Below are 15,582 nucleotides of genomic sequence, written 5' to 3'. Positions count from 1 at the left end.
CGGACTTGGCGACCGCCTTCTCGCGCGCGGGGGTGCGGCCGCGCGGGCTGGTCTCGGCGGGAGCCACGTCTGCGGCCTTGGTCTCGGCAGCCGGCTGATGATCGGCTGGCTTCTCGGCCGCCGCCTTGGAAACGCTCTTCTCGGAGACACCCTTGGCCTTGACGCCGGGTGCGGGAAGGTTGGCGGTGTCCGCCGGCTTGCCCTCACTGCCAGTCTGGGCAGGCGCCACCACGGTCGCAGGAGCATCAGGCGCGGGCTTGGCATTGATGTAGTGATTAACGATGTAAGCCCCGATGATCGTCGCGAGCACCGAGGGGAAAATATCCATCGAGATTTTAGCTAGGTATTTCAGCATTTCTCGGCCACTCCCCGCGCGATCTGATGCGGGAACTTTTGGGCATTGTGAGGGATCAACTACGACGGATCGATGGCAAACAGTAACGCCAACTTACGGTTTTAGCTCGATTTCAAGGAACACGATCTCGGTTGAGGTTTCGTTAAGTACGTCATGCTGGACGCCGGCCTTGCGGAAATAGGATTTGCCGGCCGCAAGCTGCGCCTTGGACCTCTCGCCGCCGGGCGCCACGATGGTCATCTCCCCCGCCACCACGGGAACAATTACATAGTCCATGCCGTGGGTGTGATGCCCGGTGGCGCTCCCCGGCGCAAGCCGCCACTCGGTCACACGAACCTGCTCGTTGTCGACCTGAACCTCGGACCTGGCGGCAAGCATCGGGAACTCTCCTTATCGCGTCTCAGGGCACGAAGACCATGAACACGTAGACGGCAAATACCACCATATGGACCAGTCCGAACAGGACGTTGGTCCTGCCCGTGCCGAAGGTCAGCATGCTCAGGAAGAAAGTCAGGAGCAAAAGCACGCTGCCCTGGGCGTTGAGGCCGAGCTCGAGCTCCTTGTCGAGCGCGTAGGTGGCAACGCCGACGGCCGGGATGGTCAGCCCGATGGTGGCCAGGGACGAGCCGAGCGCAAGGTTGATGCTCTTCTGGAGGTCGTTCTTGCGGGCCGCCGAGACGGCCGCGACGCCTTCCGGCATCAGGATCAGGAGGGCGACCAGAAGTCCGGTAAAGGCCGGCGGCGCGCCGATCTTGGCCGCGACGGCGTCGACCACCAGCGAAAACTTCTTGGCGAGCAGCACGACCGCCAGCAGCGCAATCAGCAGCAGCACGACGCTGAGCACCAACATCCGGCCCGATAGATGCGCCCCACCGCTGCCGCCGTCCGCCCGTTCGTGAACGAAGTAATCCTTGTGCAGGACGGTCTGGGTGTAGAGAAACACCCCGTACAGCGCGAGCGTGACCACGTCGACGAAGCCGAGCTGAACCGACGAATAGACCGGCCCGGGCGTGGTGGTGGTGTAGTTCGGCAGGATCAGCGTGATGGTCGCGAGTGCGAAGAGCACGCTGAGATAGACGTTGGCGCCGGAGAGCTGAAACCCCTGCTCGCGATAGCGCAGGCCGCCAATGAAGATGCAGAGCCCGACGAGGCCGTTGCAGACGATCATGACCACGGCGAACACGGTGTCGCGCGCCAGTTCCGGCGCGGGCTTGTCGCCAAGCATGATCGTGGTGATCAGAGCCACCTCGATGATGGTCACCGACAGCGTCAGCACCAGCGTGCCATAGGGTTCGCCGACCCGCTCCGCGATCACCTCGGCATGATGAACCGCGGCGAATACCGTGCCGAACAGGATGACCAGAAGGACGATGGCGAAGACGAACCCGCCCAGAGACAGCGTGAACACGTAGTCCGTCGCGCTGACGGCCGCGAACAACAGCACGGCCAGCGCCGGGAAGATCCAGGCCGACCGGGGCATCAGACTATGCGCGCTCATCCACCGCTTCCATTTGCTCGAATGAGCAGTAGCAAATCAGGCGCGAGATTCAATGCCAGTGCAGGATCGGCGCGACCGGCAGCAGCGTCAGCAGCAGGAACAGCGGGATCAGCACGGCGCCGGCGCGCAAGAGATAGCCGAAAAAGCTCGGCATCTCGATGCCGTTCTCGCTGGCGATGCTGCTCACCATGAAGTTCGGCGCGTTGCCGATATAGGTGAGCGCGCCCATGTAGACCGCGCCCATGGAGATCGAGGCGAGCGTGCCCGAGAGCTCATGCATCAGCACTTGCGGGTCGCCACCGGCGAGCTCGAAGAACAACAGATAGGTCGGCGCATTGTCGAGGAACGCGGACATCAGGCCGGTGAACCAGAAATAGGCGACCTCGCGCGGCACACCGTCCGGCGCCGTCACAGCCGACAACAGCCAGGCGAAGGCGCCGTGACGTCCGGCATTGAGCATGGCAATGACCGGGATGATCGCGACAAAGATCCCCGCGAACAGTTTCGCGACCTCGCGGATCGGGTCCCAAGTGAAGCCGTTGGCCAGCCTGTGCTCGTCCGGCGTCAGCCACACCGACAGCGCCGCAATGGCCAGCAGCACCGAATTGCGGACGACGTCCTCCAGGTCCAGCGCGGTGCCGAGAATGTCGAACGCCACGCCGGGCTTCCACATCGCCGACGCCAGCAGGCTCACGACGATGGCCGCGATCAGCACCAAATTGACGAGGCCGCGGATGCGCGGCGGCTCCCCGCGGCCGGCTTCGCCGAGCGGCGGCTCGCTACGAAAGCGCCAGACATCAATGACGACGAAGATCGCGAGCAGCAGTCCGGCGACGATTGCGGTCTGCAACCAGATGGTCCGCGTGGTCCAGAAGAAGTCGACGCCGTGCAGGAAACCGACGAAGAGCGGGGGATCGCCAAGTGGGCTCAGCGCGCCGCCGACATTGGCGACCAGGATGATGAAGAAGATGATGACATGGGCGTTGTGACGCCGCAGCCGATTGGCGCGAATCAGGGGACGGATCAGGATCATCGCGGCACCCGTGGTGCCGACAATGCTCGCACCCAGCGTGCCGAGCGCGAGGATGCCGACATTGGTCGCTGGCGTCGCCTTGATGTCGCCGGTGATGAGGATGCCGCCGGCCACGACATAGAGCGAGAACAGCAGCACGATGAAGCCGAGATATTCGGCAAGCATGGCGTGGACGAGCGCCGCCAGCGTTGCCATGCTGCCGGCAAAGACGACGAGCGCGGCGAGTGCCAGCAGCGACCAGGCCGCGGCGATCTTGCCGTAGTGATGATGCCAGAATTTTGGAAACAGCAGCGGCCCCAATGCGATCGACAGCAACAGGCCGGCAAAGGGCAGCGCATAGGGCCAGCGCATCGCAGCACCATCGAGCCCGGTCGCGGCCCATGCGTGTTGCGGCGACAGCGTGAGGATCGCGGCGGAGGCCAGGCTCCAGGGCCACGTGACGAACCGTTTAGGATTCAATGAAGCGCCTTGCCGTTTCGATCGCACCGAAAGCATCGAGATTGTCGTGTCCGCCGCCCGCGAAGCGAACGAACTGCTTCGGTTCATGTGCGAGCGCGAACAGACGCTCTCCGAACACGATCGAAATGGCAAGGTCATTGGTGCCATGCATCACCAGGAGCGGCACCGTGACGCGCGTGATGCGCTGGTCCGAATGGAACGGATCGCGCATCAGCAGGCGCACCGGAACGTACCAGAATGACGACGCTGCGACGTCGACCGTCGACGTATAGGGGGCTTCCAGGATGAGTTTTCCAACACGATGTTCCGAGGCGAGCGCAACCGCCGCGCCCGTCCCGAGCGAAAAGCCCCAGGCGATGATCCGTTCCGCCGCGTAGCGCGCGATCGTGAAGGCGTAGGCGGCTGCGGCATCGCGCAGCAGGCCCTCCTCGCTCGGCGCACCACTCGAGCCGGCATAGCCGCGATAGGACAGCGCGACGAGGCCGGTGCCGTCGGCGGTCATCGCCCTGAAACGGCTGACGCGGCCGGCGAGAAAATCGCCATTGCCCGGAAAATACAGGATCACGGGACGGCCGGGCTTCGCCGGCACGTGCCAGACGATGACCTTCTCACCGTCCGACGTGGTCAGAATGTGTTCTTCCGCCTCGGGAAGGCCCGCGGCATCGGGGGCGGTACGACCTGCGGGCGGGATCGGAAACAGCATCTCGCGCTGCCGGACATACAGCACAAGGAGACCGACGCAATAGACGGTCACGAGCAGGATGGCGATCCACTTGACGATGGTCATGATGCGCGGCCGGCCTTTCGGCTCACGGCTTGCGACGGCTCCGCAGCAATTTCATGACATCGGGCCGGAGGCTCGTCGGAACATCGCGGCAGCCGCAGGCCGCCTTGTGGGCAGCGTGCCAGGCGACGCGCTGCGCACGCGTCGCTTTGGGCGGCATGCGATGGGACCGGTGCCATTCCTTGGCCACGGTCCGTTTGCTTCCGCGCTACATCGCCTTGACGATGTTCTCGGTGACCTTCTTGGCGTCGCCGAGCAGCATCATGGTGTTGTCGCGATAGAACAGCGGATTGTCGATGCCGGCATAGCCGGAGGCGAGCGAGCGCTTGATGAACATCACGGTGCCGGCCTTCCAGACCTGGAGCACCGGCATGCCGTAGATCGGCGAGGTCTTGTCTTCTTCCGCCGCCGGGTTGGTGACGTCGTTGGCGCCGATCACGAAGGCGATGTCGGCCTGCGCGAATTCGGAGTTGATGTCCTCGAGTTCGAACACCTCGTCATAGGGCACGTTGGCTTCGGCCAGCAGCACGTTCATGTGGCCGGGCATACGGCCGGCGACCGGGTGAATCGCGTATTTCACCTCGACGCCTTCCTTCTTCAGCATGTCCGCCATCTCGCGCAGCGCGTGCTGGGCCTGCGCCACCGCCATGCCGTAACCGGGCACGATGATGACCTTGGAGGCGTTCTTCATGATGAAGGCCGCATCGTCGGCCGAGCCGAGCTTGGCGGGCTTCTGCTCGCCCGTGCCGCCGCCGGCGGCCGCGGTCTCGCCGCCGAAGCCACCGAGGATGACCGAGATGAACGACCGGTTCATCGCGTGGCACATGATGTAGGACAGGATCGCGCCGGAGGAGCCGACCAACGCACCGGTGATGATCAGCGCGGAATTGCCGAGCGTGAAGCCGATGCCGGCGGCGGCCCAGCCGGAGTACGAGTTCAGCATCGAGATCACGACCGGCATGTCGGCGCCGCCGATCGGGATGATCATGAGCACGCCGAGCAGGAGTGCCAGGATCACGTTGAGCCAGAAGAACACCGGGCTGCCGGTCATCACCAGGCCGACGATGCAGACGACCAGTGCAATCGCGAGCGCGATGTTGATGAGGTGCCGCGCCGGCAGGATGATCGGGGCACCGCTCATGCGCGCCGAGAGCTTCAGGAACGCGATCACCGACCCGGTGAAGGTCAGCGCGCCGATGGCGACGCCGAGCGACATTTCGACCAGGCTCTGGGTGTGGATGTTACCGGGCGTGCCGATGTCGAAAGCCTCGGGCGCATAGAACGCGCCGGCGGCGACCAGCACCGCGGCCATGCCGACCAGCGAGTGGAAGGCGGCGACCAGTTCCGGCATCGAGGTCATCGGCACGCGGCGGGCGATTACCGCGCCGATGCCGCCGCCGATCGCGATGCCGACAATCACCAGCACCCAGGCGAGTCCGTCGGCCGGCGGATGGTTCGCCAGCGTCGTGGCGACCGCGATCGCCATGCCGATCATGCCGAACAGATTGCCCTGGCGCGACGATGCCGGGCTCGACAGCCCGCGCAGCGACAGGATGAACAGCACCCCCGCCACGAGATACAAGAATGCAGAGAGATTGGCGCTCATCTCAGGTCCCCATTAATCCCTTCAGCCCGAGGTGGCCGCTTACTTCGACTTCTTCTTGTACATCGCCAGCATGCGCTGGGTGACAAGGAAGCCGCCAAAAATGTTCACGCAGGCGAAGATGAGCGCGACGAAGCCGAAGCCGCGCGCCCAGCCCGAGCCGCTCGAAACCATGCCGACGCCGACCGCGAGCAGCGCGCCGACCACGATCACCGAGGAGATCGCGTTGGTCACGCTCATCAGCGGCGTGTGCAGCGCCGGCGTCACCGACCACACCACGAAATAGCCGACGAAGACGGCGAGAACGAAGATCGACAGCCGGAAGATGAAGGGGTCGACGACCTGTGCAACATGCTCCATGGCGGCTCTCCTTAAACCTTCGGCTGGAAGTTCGGGTGGATGACGGCGCCGTCTTTCGTGAGCGCAGTGGCCTTGACGAGCTCGTCGTCCCAGTTCACGGCGAGCTTCTGCTCCTTCTTGTCGACCATGGTCTCGATGAAGGAGAACAGATTGCGGGCATAGAGGCTGGAGGCCGAGGCCGCGACGCGCCCGGCGACATTGGTGTAGCCGACGATCTTGATGCCATCGAGGTCGACGACCTCGCCGGCCTTGGCGCCTTCGACATTGCCGCCGCGCTCGACGGCGAGATCGACCAGCACCGAACCCGGCTTCATCGACTTGACCATGTCAGCACTGACGAGCTTCGGCGCCGGCCGGCCCGGGATCAGCGCGGTGGTGATCACGATGTCCTGCTTCTTGATGTGCTCGGCGGTGAGCGCGGCCTGCTTGGCCTGGTACTCCTTGGACATCTCCTTGGCGTAGCCGCCGGCGGTCTGCGCGTTCTTGAACTCCTCGTCCTCGACGGCGAGGAATTTCGCACCGAGCGATTCCACCTGCTCCTTCGTCGCGGGCCGGACGTCGGTCGCGGTCACGACGGCGCCGAGACGGCGCGCGGTCGCGATCGCCTGGAGGCCGGCGACGCCGACGCCCATCACGAACACCTTGGCCGCGGGCACGGTGCCGGCCGCCGTCATCATCATCGGGAAGGCGCGGCCGAAGGCCTCGGCGCCTTCGATCACGGCGCGATAGCCGGCAAGGTTGGCCTGCGAGGACAGCACGTCCATCACCTGCGCGCGCGTGATGCGCGGCATCAATTCCATCGCGAAGGCGGAGACGCCGGCATCGGCCATCGTCTTCAGCGAGGCCTCGTTGCCGTATGGATCCATAATGGCAATGACGAGCGCGCCGCGCTTGTATTGTGAAAGTTCCGACGCCTCGGGACGCTTCACCTTGATGATGATATCGGCGTCCTTGAGCGCGTCAGCGCTGACAGTGGCGCCCACGGCGGTGAATTCGGAATCCGGCAGGCCCGACTTGATGCCGGCGCCCGGCTCGACGGCGATCTCGGCACCGAGCGCCTTAAACTTCTTCACCGTATCAGGCGAAGCGGCAACCCGCGGCTCGAGCGGATCGATTTCCTTGGCAACGGCGATCTTCATAGGTCCTCCGGCGGCGCGGGACAGCGCACGCGCAAACTTAAGCGTTACTTCCCGCGGCGTTCGATACCGGTTTTGGCACCGGCTTGGATGCAAATTTTATGGGCAGCTGCTGCCGCTGGTGTGTGCAGCTGCTGACAGGTCAGGTCAGGAAGATCGCCATCAGGATCACGATGAGCGCGACCGAGGCCGTGCCATACTTCACCAGCTTGATGAAGCCCTCATAGGTCTGCTCGTGTGCAACGTAGTCGTTGCCGTCGGCGGTGGTGTAGGCCACTTCGCTATGGTCAGCCATGGATTGTCCCCAGTCGAAAGTCGAATTCTTGGGCTGGGATACCGCAAAGTTTCGGGCAGGGCAACGGCACGCGGGCGCGGTTTTCCCGCAAATCAGGTCATTTGGAATTCCAATTGTCGCGGATCCAGCGCGTGAGGCTCTGCTCGCTGACTTCGCCGGCGGCAAGGGCGAGGACGATGGCTGTGGCTTCTGCGGGATCGGGACTGAAGGCTACGCCGTTCTTGTGCAGAAAGACCATCATCGCCATGAAGGCAATGCGCTTGTTTCCATCAACGAATGCGTGGTTCTTCGCGAGTCCGAACGCGTAGGCTGCGGCGAGTTCATCCAGCGGAGCCTGCTCGTAGCGCCACTTGTTGATCGGCCGCTCCAGGGCCGATCGCAGCATGCCTTCGTCGCGCATCCCCGGTGCACCACCAAAGCGGCGAAGCTGTCGGCTGTGAATTGCGACAGCCTGTTCGTAGGTGATCCAATGCGGATCGTTGGGCTCGCTCATCAAACGACGCCGCTATTTTGCGAGTGCGGCGAGCGTATCGCGATACTTGTCCATGATCTCGTCGGCGATCTCCATCGTCCGCTCGAAGTCCGGATCGTAGGGCAGCGCCTGGAAACCACCGCCGGGCAATTCGACGATATGCAATTGCTGCCCGCGCTTGAGATCGAGCCGCTGCATTAGCTCGCGCGGCAGCAACAGCCCATCCGAATTGCCGATCTTCTTGATCTCGATTTTCATGGCCGACCTTCAGCGATGTTATACACGTGTATAACATCGCTGAAGACTCAGTTCAACAGATGTTTTACGCGCCGCGAGACGCGCCAGCCCCTCAGCCCATCGCCTCCAATTCGTCGATCATCCCGGCGATGACGCTGAGCCCGCCGTCCCAGAACTTGGGGTCCTTGGCGTCGAGCCCGAATGGCCGCAGTAGCTCGGAATAGTGCTTGGTGCCGCCCGCGGCGAGCATGTCGAGATAGCGCTCGGCAAAGCCTTCGGCCGCATTCTCGTAGACCGCATAGAGCGAGTTCACGAGACAATCGCCGAACGCATAGGCGTAGACATAGAACGGCGAATGGATGAAGTGCGGAATGTACATCCAGTAGTTCTCGTAGCCCGCCTTGATCTCGATCGCGGGCCCCAGGCTCTCGCCCTGCACCGACAGCCAGATCTCGCCGAGCCGCGTCGCGGTGAGCTCGCCGTTCTTGCGCTCGGTGTGGACCGCGCGCTCGAAGGAATAGAACGCGATCTGCCGCACCACGGTATTGATCATGTCCTCGACCTTGCCGGCGAGCAGCGCCTGGCGTTGCTTTGCATTCTTGGTCTGGGCAAGGAGCCGCTTGAACGTGAGCATCTCGCCGAACACGCTCGCGGTCTCCGCCAGCGTCAGCGGCGTCGGCGCCATCAGCGCGCCGTTCTTCGCCGCCAGCACCTGATGCACGCCATGGCCGAGCTCATGCGCCAGCGTCATCACGTCGCGCGGCTTGCCCTGGTAGTTCATCAGCACGTAAGGATGCGCCGACGGCGTGGTCGGATGCGAGAACGCGCCGGGCACCTTGCCCGGACGCACCGGCGCGTCGATCCAGCGGTCGGTGAAGAAGCGCTCCGCAATGTCGGCCATCTTAGGCGAGAAGCCGCGATAGGCCGTCAGCACCATGTTCCGCGCATCTGGCCAGCCAATGACGTCGGTCGCGGCAAAGGGCAGCGGCGCGTTGCGGTCCCAATAAGCGAGCCGCTTCTTGCCGAACCACTTCGCCTTCAGCGCGTAGTAGCGATGCGACAGCTTTGGATAGGCCGCGTGCACGGAAGCAACCAGCGCATCCACCACCTCGCGCTCGACGCGGTTGTTGAGGTGCCGGGAATCCGCGACGTCATGAAAACCGCGCCAGCGATCGGAGATGTCCTTGTCCTTGGCGAGCGTATTGGTGATCAACGCAAAGGTGCGCTCGTTGGCCTTGAAAGTTTTGGCCAGGGCCTCCGCTGCGCTCTTGCGCTTGGCGCCGTCGCGGTCCTGTAGGAGATTCAGCGTCGGCTCGATCGCGAGCTCTTTTGCGCCGACCTTGAAGCGCAGGCCCGAGATGGTCTGGTCGAACAGCCTGTTGAAGGCGGAATAGCCGGTCTGCGCCTTCTCCAGGAAGAGCTGCTCGAGCTTGTCGTCGAGCTGATACGGCTTTTCCTTGCGCAAATCCTCGATCCACGGACGATAGTGCGCGAGCTCGGCGGCCTGCATCGCGCGGTTCAAAATATCGTCATCGATCCGGTTGAGCTCGAGCGCGAAGAACAGAAGATGTGTCGACGCCGCCGTCAGGCGCTCGGACACGTCGCCGTAAAACTTTGAAATCGCAGGGTCCATGCTGTCGCCGGCATGGACGAGACCGGCATAGGAGCCGAGACGGCCAGCGAGATCGTCGATTGCCTCATAGCGTCGCACGGCTTCCGCGAGCCATTTTCCGCCATCTTCGTTTGCTGTCCCTGTCGCGAGCTTGCCCTTGTAGTCCGTCTCGAACGCGACGCAATCGGCATCCATCTTTTCGAGATCGCGCGCCACTTCCGGCGCATCGATCCCGGAATAGAGATCGGCCAGGTTCCACTCGGGAAGCTTGCCGGTCTTGCTTGCGGGCTTTGCGGATGAAGGCTTTGCGGGTGAAGATTTGGCGAGTGAAGGCCTGGAGGACTTTGCTTTGGCGGCGGATTTCCTGGTGCTCGGCTTGCGGGGAGCGGGCTTGCTGGAAGCGGACTTCTTGAGAGCAGACTTTTTGAGAGCGGGCTTGGAGCGCGAATTCATTGTGTGGGAAACCTGTGTTCAACAGTCGCGACGGCGGGCGTGGGCATCAAGGTTTAAGAGTGCGTTAATCGGCTTCGGCCAGAGTGCCCCGATTCGAGACAGATAGTTGTAGCGTGCAGGGAACACCATGGCTGCCAGTATTTTGATCGCCGACGACGACGCTGTAGCCCGCCGGCTGGTCGAAAACATGGTGCAGAAATGCGGCTATGAGACGGTCGTCGTGGAGTCCGGCGACGCTGCGATCGCCGCACTCACCGCTCCCGACGCCCCGGCCATCGACGGCATCATCCTCGATCTCGTGATGCCCGGCCTTGACGGCATGGGTGTGCTGGCGAAAATCCGAGAAGCTGGTCTCAGCATCCCCGTCATCGTGCAGACCGCGCATGGCGGCATCGATAACGTGATCTCGGCGATGCGTGCCGGCGCGGCCGATTTCGTCGTCAAGCCGGTCGGCCTCGAGCGACTTCAGGTTTCGCTGCGCAATGCGCTCAACGCCTCCGCGCTCAAGGGCGAATTGCAGCGCATCCGTCACAGCCGCGAGGGCCGGCTGACCTTCTCCGACATCATCACCCGCTCCGAGGCAATGGCGGGCGTGATGCGCGCCGCGCAGAAGGCGGCGAACTCCTCGATTCCCGTGCTGATCGAGGGCGAGTCCGGCGTCGGCAAGGAGATGTTCGCGCGCGCCATCCATGGCAGCGGCGAGCGCAAGGCAAAACCTTTTGTCGCCGTGAATTGCGGCGCGATTCCCGACAACCTCGTCGAGTCCATCCTGTTCGGCCACGAGAAGGGCGCCTTCACCGGCGCCACCGAGCGGCACATGGGCAAGTTCGTCGAGGCTCATGGCGGCACGCTGTTCCTGGACGAGGTCAGCGAGTTGCCGCTGACCGCGCAGGTCAAGCTGTTGCGCGCGCTTCAGGAAGGCGCGGTCGAGGCGGTCGGCGGCCGCAAGCCCGTCAAGGTCGACGTGCGCATCATCTCCGCGACCAACCGCAAGCTCCTGGAGCGGGTGAAACAGGGACACTTCCGGGAAGATCTGTTCTATCGCCTGCACGTGCTGCCGCTGACGATCCCCTCGCTGCGCGCCCGGCGCGAGGACATTCCGCATCTGCTGCGGCATTTCCTGGCGCGCTTTGCCGCCGAGGAGAACCGCCCCATCACCGGCATCAGCGGCGAGACGGTGGCGCACCTCGCTCAGCTCGACTGGCCCGGCAACATCCGCCAGCTCGAAAACGCGGTCTACCGCGCGGTGGTGATGAGCGACGGCGACCAGCTTAGCCTCGGCGATTTCCCCCTGCTCGCCTCGCAACCGTATCCCGCAGCGGACATTCCGACCGCGCCATTGCTGCTCGAGCCGATCGCGGCGCCTTCCTTGGTATCGGGTAACGAAATACCAATCGCTCCCCTCCCGTCAGCGGGAACTCTCTCCATGCTGACCGCGAGCGGCGATGTCCGCCCGCTGGAGGACATGGAGAACGAAATCATCCGCTTCGCGATCTCGCATTATCGCGGGCAGATGTCCGAAGTCGCCCGCCGCCTCAAAATCGGTCGGTCCACGCTCTACCGCAAACTCGACGAAGCAGGCGTGCCTGGCCATGGCGGGAAAAGCGACGAGGAGACGCACTGAGCCGTATCTGAACCGCGGCTTGACTGATGTTGCGACGAGGCCGCAAGCCCTTCGCATTTCGGCGAAATTTGGCCGCGACGAACCGTGACCTGGAAGTGACAGACACAGGGAAAAGCGCGTGGGGCAAGCGCATAATCCGTTGCCAAAGAGGCTGCCTTGACGTCAGTTTGTCGTGAGTTGTCCCGGGTAGCGCTGGCCGCAAAAGCGGGGCCTGTATATCGTCTGCGTATGAATCGTTGCGTGCAGGCGTGCGACATTCGAGAGGCCGGCGCGGTTTAGCCGAAGATTTAGAGACGATAACGAAGCTGTTCCACGAGGGACAGTTCACCCGAGGGTGTGACACAATGCGTGACTGTTTGAACCACCGTGCAGGCTTTGACCGTGTCTTGATGACGGTCGCGGCGACCTTCCTCACGGTGTCGGCCAGCTCAGCCCTGGCGCAGGATCAGACGCGCAGCAGCGCCGCCGAGCTCGCGATCGAAGCCGCGATCCCGCGCCCCGAGCCGGCCAACGTCCCGCCTCCGACCGCTTCCGACATCAAGCTCGACACCACCGCCACTATCCCGGACACTGCGAAAGAGCCCGTGAAGGTCGAAGTTGCACCGGCGCCCGACAAGGTCGAGACCAGGCCTTCCGACGTCGCCACCTCGCCCGCCACCGAGGCGCCGAAGAGCGAGACGGCCAAGACCGAGCCTGCGAACACAGAACCTGCGAAGACAGAACCCGCCAAGGCCGACACTGCGACGGCGCCTGCGGCACCTGCTGCGACTCCGGCCGCCGAGCCGGTGAAGGCCGCTAGCAACGTTCCCGCTGCCGACCAGCCGGTCGCCGACAAGCTCAGGGACATCATCGGCGCCAAGACCTCGCGCCATTTCGACCGCAAGAACGAGCGCGCGGCGATCGAGAAGTTTTACGGTGCGCGCGACTTCGCGCCGGTCTGGACCCAAGGCGGCAGCCTGACCGCTGCGGCCAAGGGCGTCATTGCGCGGCTGAAGGATGCGGCCTCCGACGGCCTCAACCCCGCCGACTATCCGGTGCCGGATTTCGCCGCCGCCACCACGCCCGATGCGCTGGCCGATGCCGAGCTGAAGCTCACCGCCAGCATGTTCGACTATGCGCGGCAGGCCCAGAGCGGCCGCATGCACTGGTCGCAGGTCAGCGGCGACATCCTCTATCCCGAGCATCCGGTCGACCCGAACGAGGTGCTCGCCAAGGTCACGACCGCGACGGACGCCTCGGCGGCGCTCGACAGCTACAATCCACCGCACAAGCTCTACAAGGAGCTGAAGGCCAAGCTCGCCGAGCTGCGCGGCCAGGGCAACGGCCCGGTGATCGAGATCGCCGACGGTCCGGCGCTGAAATACACCCCCGCCGGCAAGAGGCAGGCCGAGATCGTCGTGGAAGATCCGCGCGTGCCGCAGCTGCGCGCCAAGCTCGGCATCACCGAGAACGCGAACGACACCCGCTATGACGCGGCGGTCGCCGACGCCGTGCGCAAATTCCAGAGCGGCGCCGAGATGAAGGCGACCGGCATCCTCGACGACAAGACCGTCAAGGCGCTCAACACCCCCAAGCGCGACAAGCAGATCGACGTGGTGCTGGTGAACATGGAGCGCTGGCGCTGGCTGCCGCGCGACCTCGGCGCGCCCGCGCTGGGCGATGCCTATGTCATCCTCAACATTCCCGACTACACGCTGAAGGTGATGCAGCGCGGCCAGCAGGTCTGGACCACCCGCGTCGTCACCGGCAAGCCTGGCACGCATGCCACCCCGCTGCTCAGCGAGACGATGAAGTACATCACGGTCAATCCGACCTGGAACGTGCCGCCGTCGATCGTCTACAACGAATATCTGCCGGCGCTTCAGCAGGACCCGACCGTGCTTCAGCGCATGGGCCTCAAGCTCGAGCAGAACCGCGACGGCTCGGTGCACATCTCGCAGCCGCCGGGCGAAGCCAACGCGCTCGGCCGCATCCGCTTCAATTTCCCGAACAAGTTCCTGGTCTATCAGCACGACACGCCGGACAAGCATTTGTTCGCCAAGGAAGATCGCGCCTTCAGCCACGGCTGCATGCGCGTGCAGAACCCGGATCAGTACGCGTCCGTGCTGCTCAACATCACCATGCCGAGCGACAAGTACACGCCCGAGCGCGTCCGCAGCATGTACGGCAAGAGCGAGATCGACCTGAAATTCCCGACCCCGATCCCGGTCAACATCACCTATCAGACCGCGTTCGTGGATGACGCCGGCAAGCTGCAATTCCGCAAGGACGTCTATGGCCGCGACGCGACCATGATCAACATCCTGAAGAACAACCGCGGCAAGGACCTCGAGGCTATCGTGGCGCATTCCCAGCCGAGCTATTCGCGCCCGGCGACGACGCTCCCCTCAGGCGTGGCGGTGGCCAACAATGGCGGCGGCTTCGGCTCATCCGGCCCGAATTTCTTCGAGCGGCTGTTCGGGGCACCGACCCCGCCGCCGGCGCCGGTCGGCCGCCGGCCGCAGCAGCAGCGGGTGTTCACCCGCTGAGAGCTCAGCTCCTTATTCTCTAGAATTCTGCAATGGAATCAGCGCCCCCGTCCCCTGGATGGGGTCGCTTAATGTTAACCATCCTCCACCCGGGGCCCGGGGAGCGGGCGTTTTTTTGCCACAGTCAACCGTTTAGGATCGTATTCTGACTTGGTTTGGGGGCGGGAAGGTCAACCTCGAATTAACCTTCTCGCTTTAAGAAAGCGTTCACCCTCTTTCGCGCTGCTAACGGGGTTGGCGGGAGAGTCCATTTTGAACGCTCGTCGACTGGGTGGGCTCATACGTGCTGACTGGTCTCGCACGCCAATTCGCTGTGCTGTCGTTGTCCCATGCGGGAGTGAAGGCCGGATCCCGGATCGGCCTCGCTTCCGTATTGCTGCTTGCCGCCGCAGGTTCGGTTCATGACGCCGCCGCGCTGAACGAAACCAAGACGCTCTCCTTCCATCACACCCATTCCGGCGAAGACCTCACCGTCACCTTCAAGCGCGACGGCCGCTATGACGAAGCCGCGCTGAAGCAGCTCAACCACTTCCTGCGCGACTGGCGCACCCAGGACGAGACGGTCATGGACCGTCGCCTGTTCGACATCCTCTGGGAAGTCTATCGCGACGTCGACGGCAAGCAGCCGATCCAGATCATCTCCTCCTACCGCTCCCCCGCCACCAACGCCATGCTCCGCCGCCGCTCCTCCGGTGTGGCGCGCTTCAGCCAGCACATGCTGGGACATGCGATGGACTTCTACATTCCCGGCGTGCCGCTGGAGCAGATCCGCTTCGCCGGCCTGCGCCTGCAGCGCGGCGGCGTCGGCTTCTATCCGACCTCGGGCTCGCCCTTCGTGCACCTGGACACCGGCAGCATCCGGCACTGGCCGCGCATGACGCATGACCAGCTCGCTCGCGTCTTCCCGGACGGAAAAACGGTGCATCTGCCGACCGACGGCGTGCCGCTGAAGGGTTATGAGCTCGCCAAGGCCGAGATCGAGCGACGCGGCAGCGGCGACGATTCCGGCAGCAAGACGAATTTCTTCGCCGCCTTGTTCAAGGGCAAGTCGTCGGCTCCGGCCGCCAGCGGCAGCGACGAGGATGACGAGGGCGCACCCGCCGCGGCCGCGAAACCGTCCGCGCCGACCGTGG

At 64.0% G+C, this 15,582-nt stretch carries 14 protein-coding genes and 1 pseudogene; 3 read left to right on the top strand and 12 right to left on the bottom strand.

What is annotated here, in order from left to right:
- From CWO91_RS36835 to CWO91_RS36780, 12 genes and pseudogenes are all read right to left on the bottom strand, one after another.
- Nucleotides 1–355 (bottom strand): annotated as a pseudogene (locus CWO91_RS36835) (hypothetical protein); the annotation flags it as partial.
- A 93-nt stretch (nt 356–448) separates the two neighbouring features.
- Nucleotides 449–733: a cupin domain-containing protein gene (locus tag CWO91_RS36830; RefSeq protein WP_128936488.1), complete on the bottom strand. Its 285-nt coding sequence runs from the start codon at nt 731–733 to the stop codon at nt 449–451.
- 22 nt (nt 734–755) lie between these two features.
- On the bottom strand, nt 756–1,853 hold the full coding sequence (locus CWO91_RS36825; protein WP_130220346.1) for a calcium:proton antiporter: 1,098 nt from the start codon (nt 1,851–1,853) through the stop codon (nt 756–758).
- Nucleotides 1,854–1,902: 49 nt separating this feature from the next.
- Nucleotides 1,903–3,381 carry a sodium:proton antiporter gene (locus CWO91_RS36820; RefSeq protein WP_130220345.1) on the bottom strand — a complete coding sequence of 493 codons (1,479 nt, stop codon included), beginning with the start codon at nt 3,379–3,381 and terminating at the stop codon, nt 1,903–1,905.
- Nucleotides 3,335–4,132 carry an alpha/beta hydrolase gene (locus tag CWO91_RS36815; RefSeq protein WP_130220344.1) on the bottom strand — a complete coding sequence of 266 codons (798 nt, stop codon included), beginning with the start codon at nt 4,130–4,132 and terminating at the stop codon, nt 3,335–3,337. The genes CWO91_RS36820 and CWO91_RS36815 overlap by 47 nt, the downstream gene beginning before the upstream one ends.
- 205 nt (nt 4,133–4,337) lie before the next feature.
- The gene (locus CWO91_RS36810; protein WP_130220343.1) at nt 4,338–5,735 is read right to left on the bottom strand and encodes an NAD(P)(+) transhydrogenase (Re/Si-specific) subunit beta; all 1,398 of its coding nucleotides are present in this window, start codon (nt 5,733–5,735) and stop codon (nt 4,338–4,340) included.
- A 39-nt stretch (nt 5,736–5,774) separates the two neighbouring features.
- On the bottom strand, nt 5,775–6,092 hold the full coding sequence (locus CWO91_RS36805; protein ID WP_091888212.1) for a proton-translocating transhydrogenase family protein: 318 nt from the start codon (nt 6,090–6,092) through the stop codon (nt 5,775–5,777).
- A gap of 11 nt (nt 6,093–6,103) precedes the next feature.
- Complete coding sequence (locus tag CWO91_RS36800; protein ID WP_130220342.1) at nt 6,104–7,231, bottom strand: Re/Si-specific NAD(P)(+) transhydrogenase subunit alpha; 1,128 nt, start codon at nt 7,229–7,231, stop codon at nt 6,104–6,106.
- 139 nt (nt 7,232–7,370) lie between these two features.
- Nucleotides 7,371–7,523, bottom strand: coding sequence for an aa3-type cytochrome c oxidase subunit IV (locus CWO91_RS36795; protein ID WP_008136857.1), 153 nt, complete (start codon nt 7,521–7,523; stop codon nt 7,371–7,373).
- A 97-nt stretch (nt 7,524–7,620) separates the two neighbouring features.
- On the bottom strand, nt 7,621–8,016 hold the full coding sequence (locus CWO91_RS36790; RefSeq protein WP_130220341.1) for a type II toxin-antitoxin system death-on-curing family toxin: 396 nt from the start codon (nt 8,014–8,016) through the stop codon (nt 7,621–7,623).
- 12 nt (nt 8,017–8,028) lie between these two features.
- Nucleotides 8,029–8,253: an AbrB/MazE/SpoVT family DNA-binding domain-containing protein gene (locus CWO91_RS36785; RefSeq protein ID WP_061850860.1), complete on the bottom strand. Its 225-nt coding sequence runs from the start codon at nt 8,251–8,253 to the stop codon at nt 8,029–8,031.
- A gap of 91 nt (nt 8,254–8,344) precedes the next feature.
- Nucleotides 8,345–10,297, bottom strand: a complete 1,953-nt coding sequence (locus tag CWO91_RS36780; protein WP_130220340.1) for a M3 family oligoendopeptidase — start codon at nt 10,295–10,297, stop codon at nt 8,345–8,347.
- Nucleotides 10,298–10,424: 127 nt separating this feature from the next.
- Between CWO91_RS36780 and CWO91_RS36775 the strand changes: the two genes are divergently transcribed.
- From CWO91_RS36775 to CWO91_RS36765, 3 genes are all read left to right on the top strand, one after another.
- Nucleotides 10,425–11,921 (top strand): sigma-54-dependent transcriptional regulator, encoded by a 1,497-nt coding sequence (locus CWO91_RS36775; protein ID WP_130220339.1) that lies wholly within the window; start codon nt 10,425–10,427, stop codon nt 11,919–11,921.
- A 344-nt stretch (nt 11,922–12,265) separates the two neighbouring features.
- Nucleotides 12,266–14,449, top strand: a complete 2,184-nt coding sequence (locus tag CWO91_RS36770; RefSeq protein WP_130220338.1) for a L,D-transpeptidase family protein — start codon at nt 12,266–12,268, stop codon at nt 14,447–14,449.
- Nucleotides 14,450–14,732: 283 nt separating this feature from the next.
- Nucleotides 14,733–15,582, top strand: an 850-nt coding sequence (locus tag CWO91_RS36765) for a DUF882 domain-containing protein (protein ID WP_245471489.1), incomplete at its 3' end; no start/stop codon positions are given.

It is taken from the genome of Bradyrhizobium genosp. SA-3 (assembly GCF_004212635.1).
Classification (GTDB): Bacteria; Pseudomonadota; Alphaproteobacteria; order Rhizobiales; family Xanthobacteraceae; genus Bradyrhizobium.
This window is presented reverse-complemented; position numbering and strand designations above follow the sequence as displayed.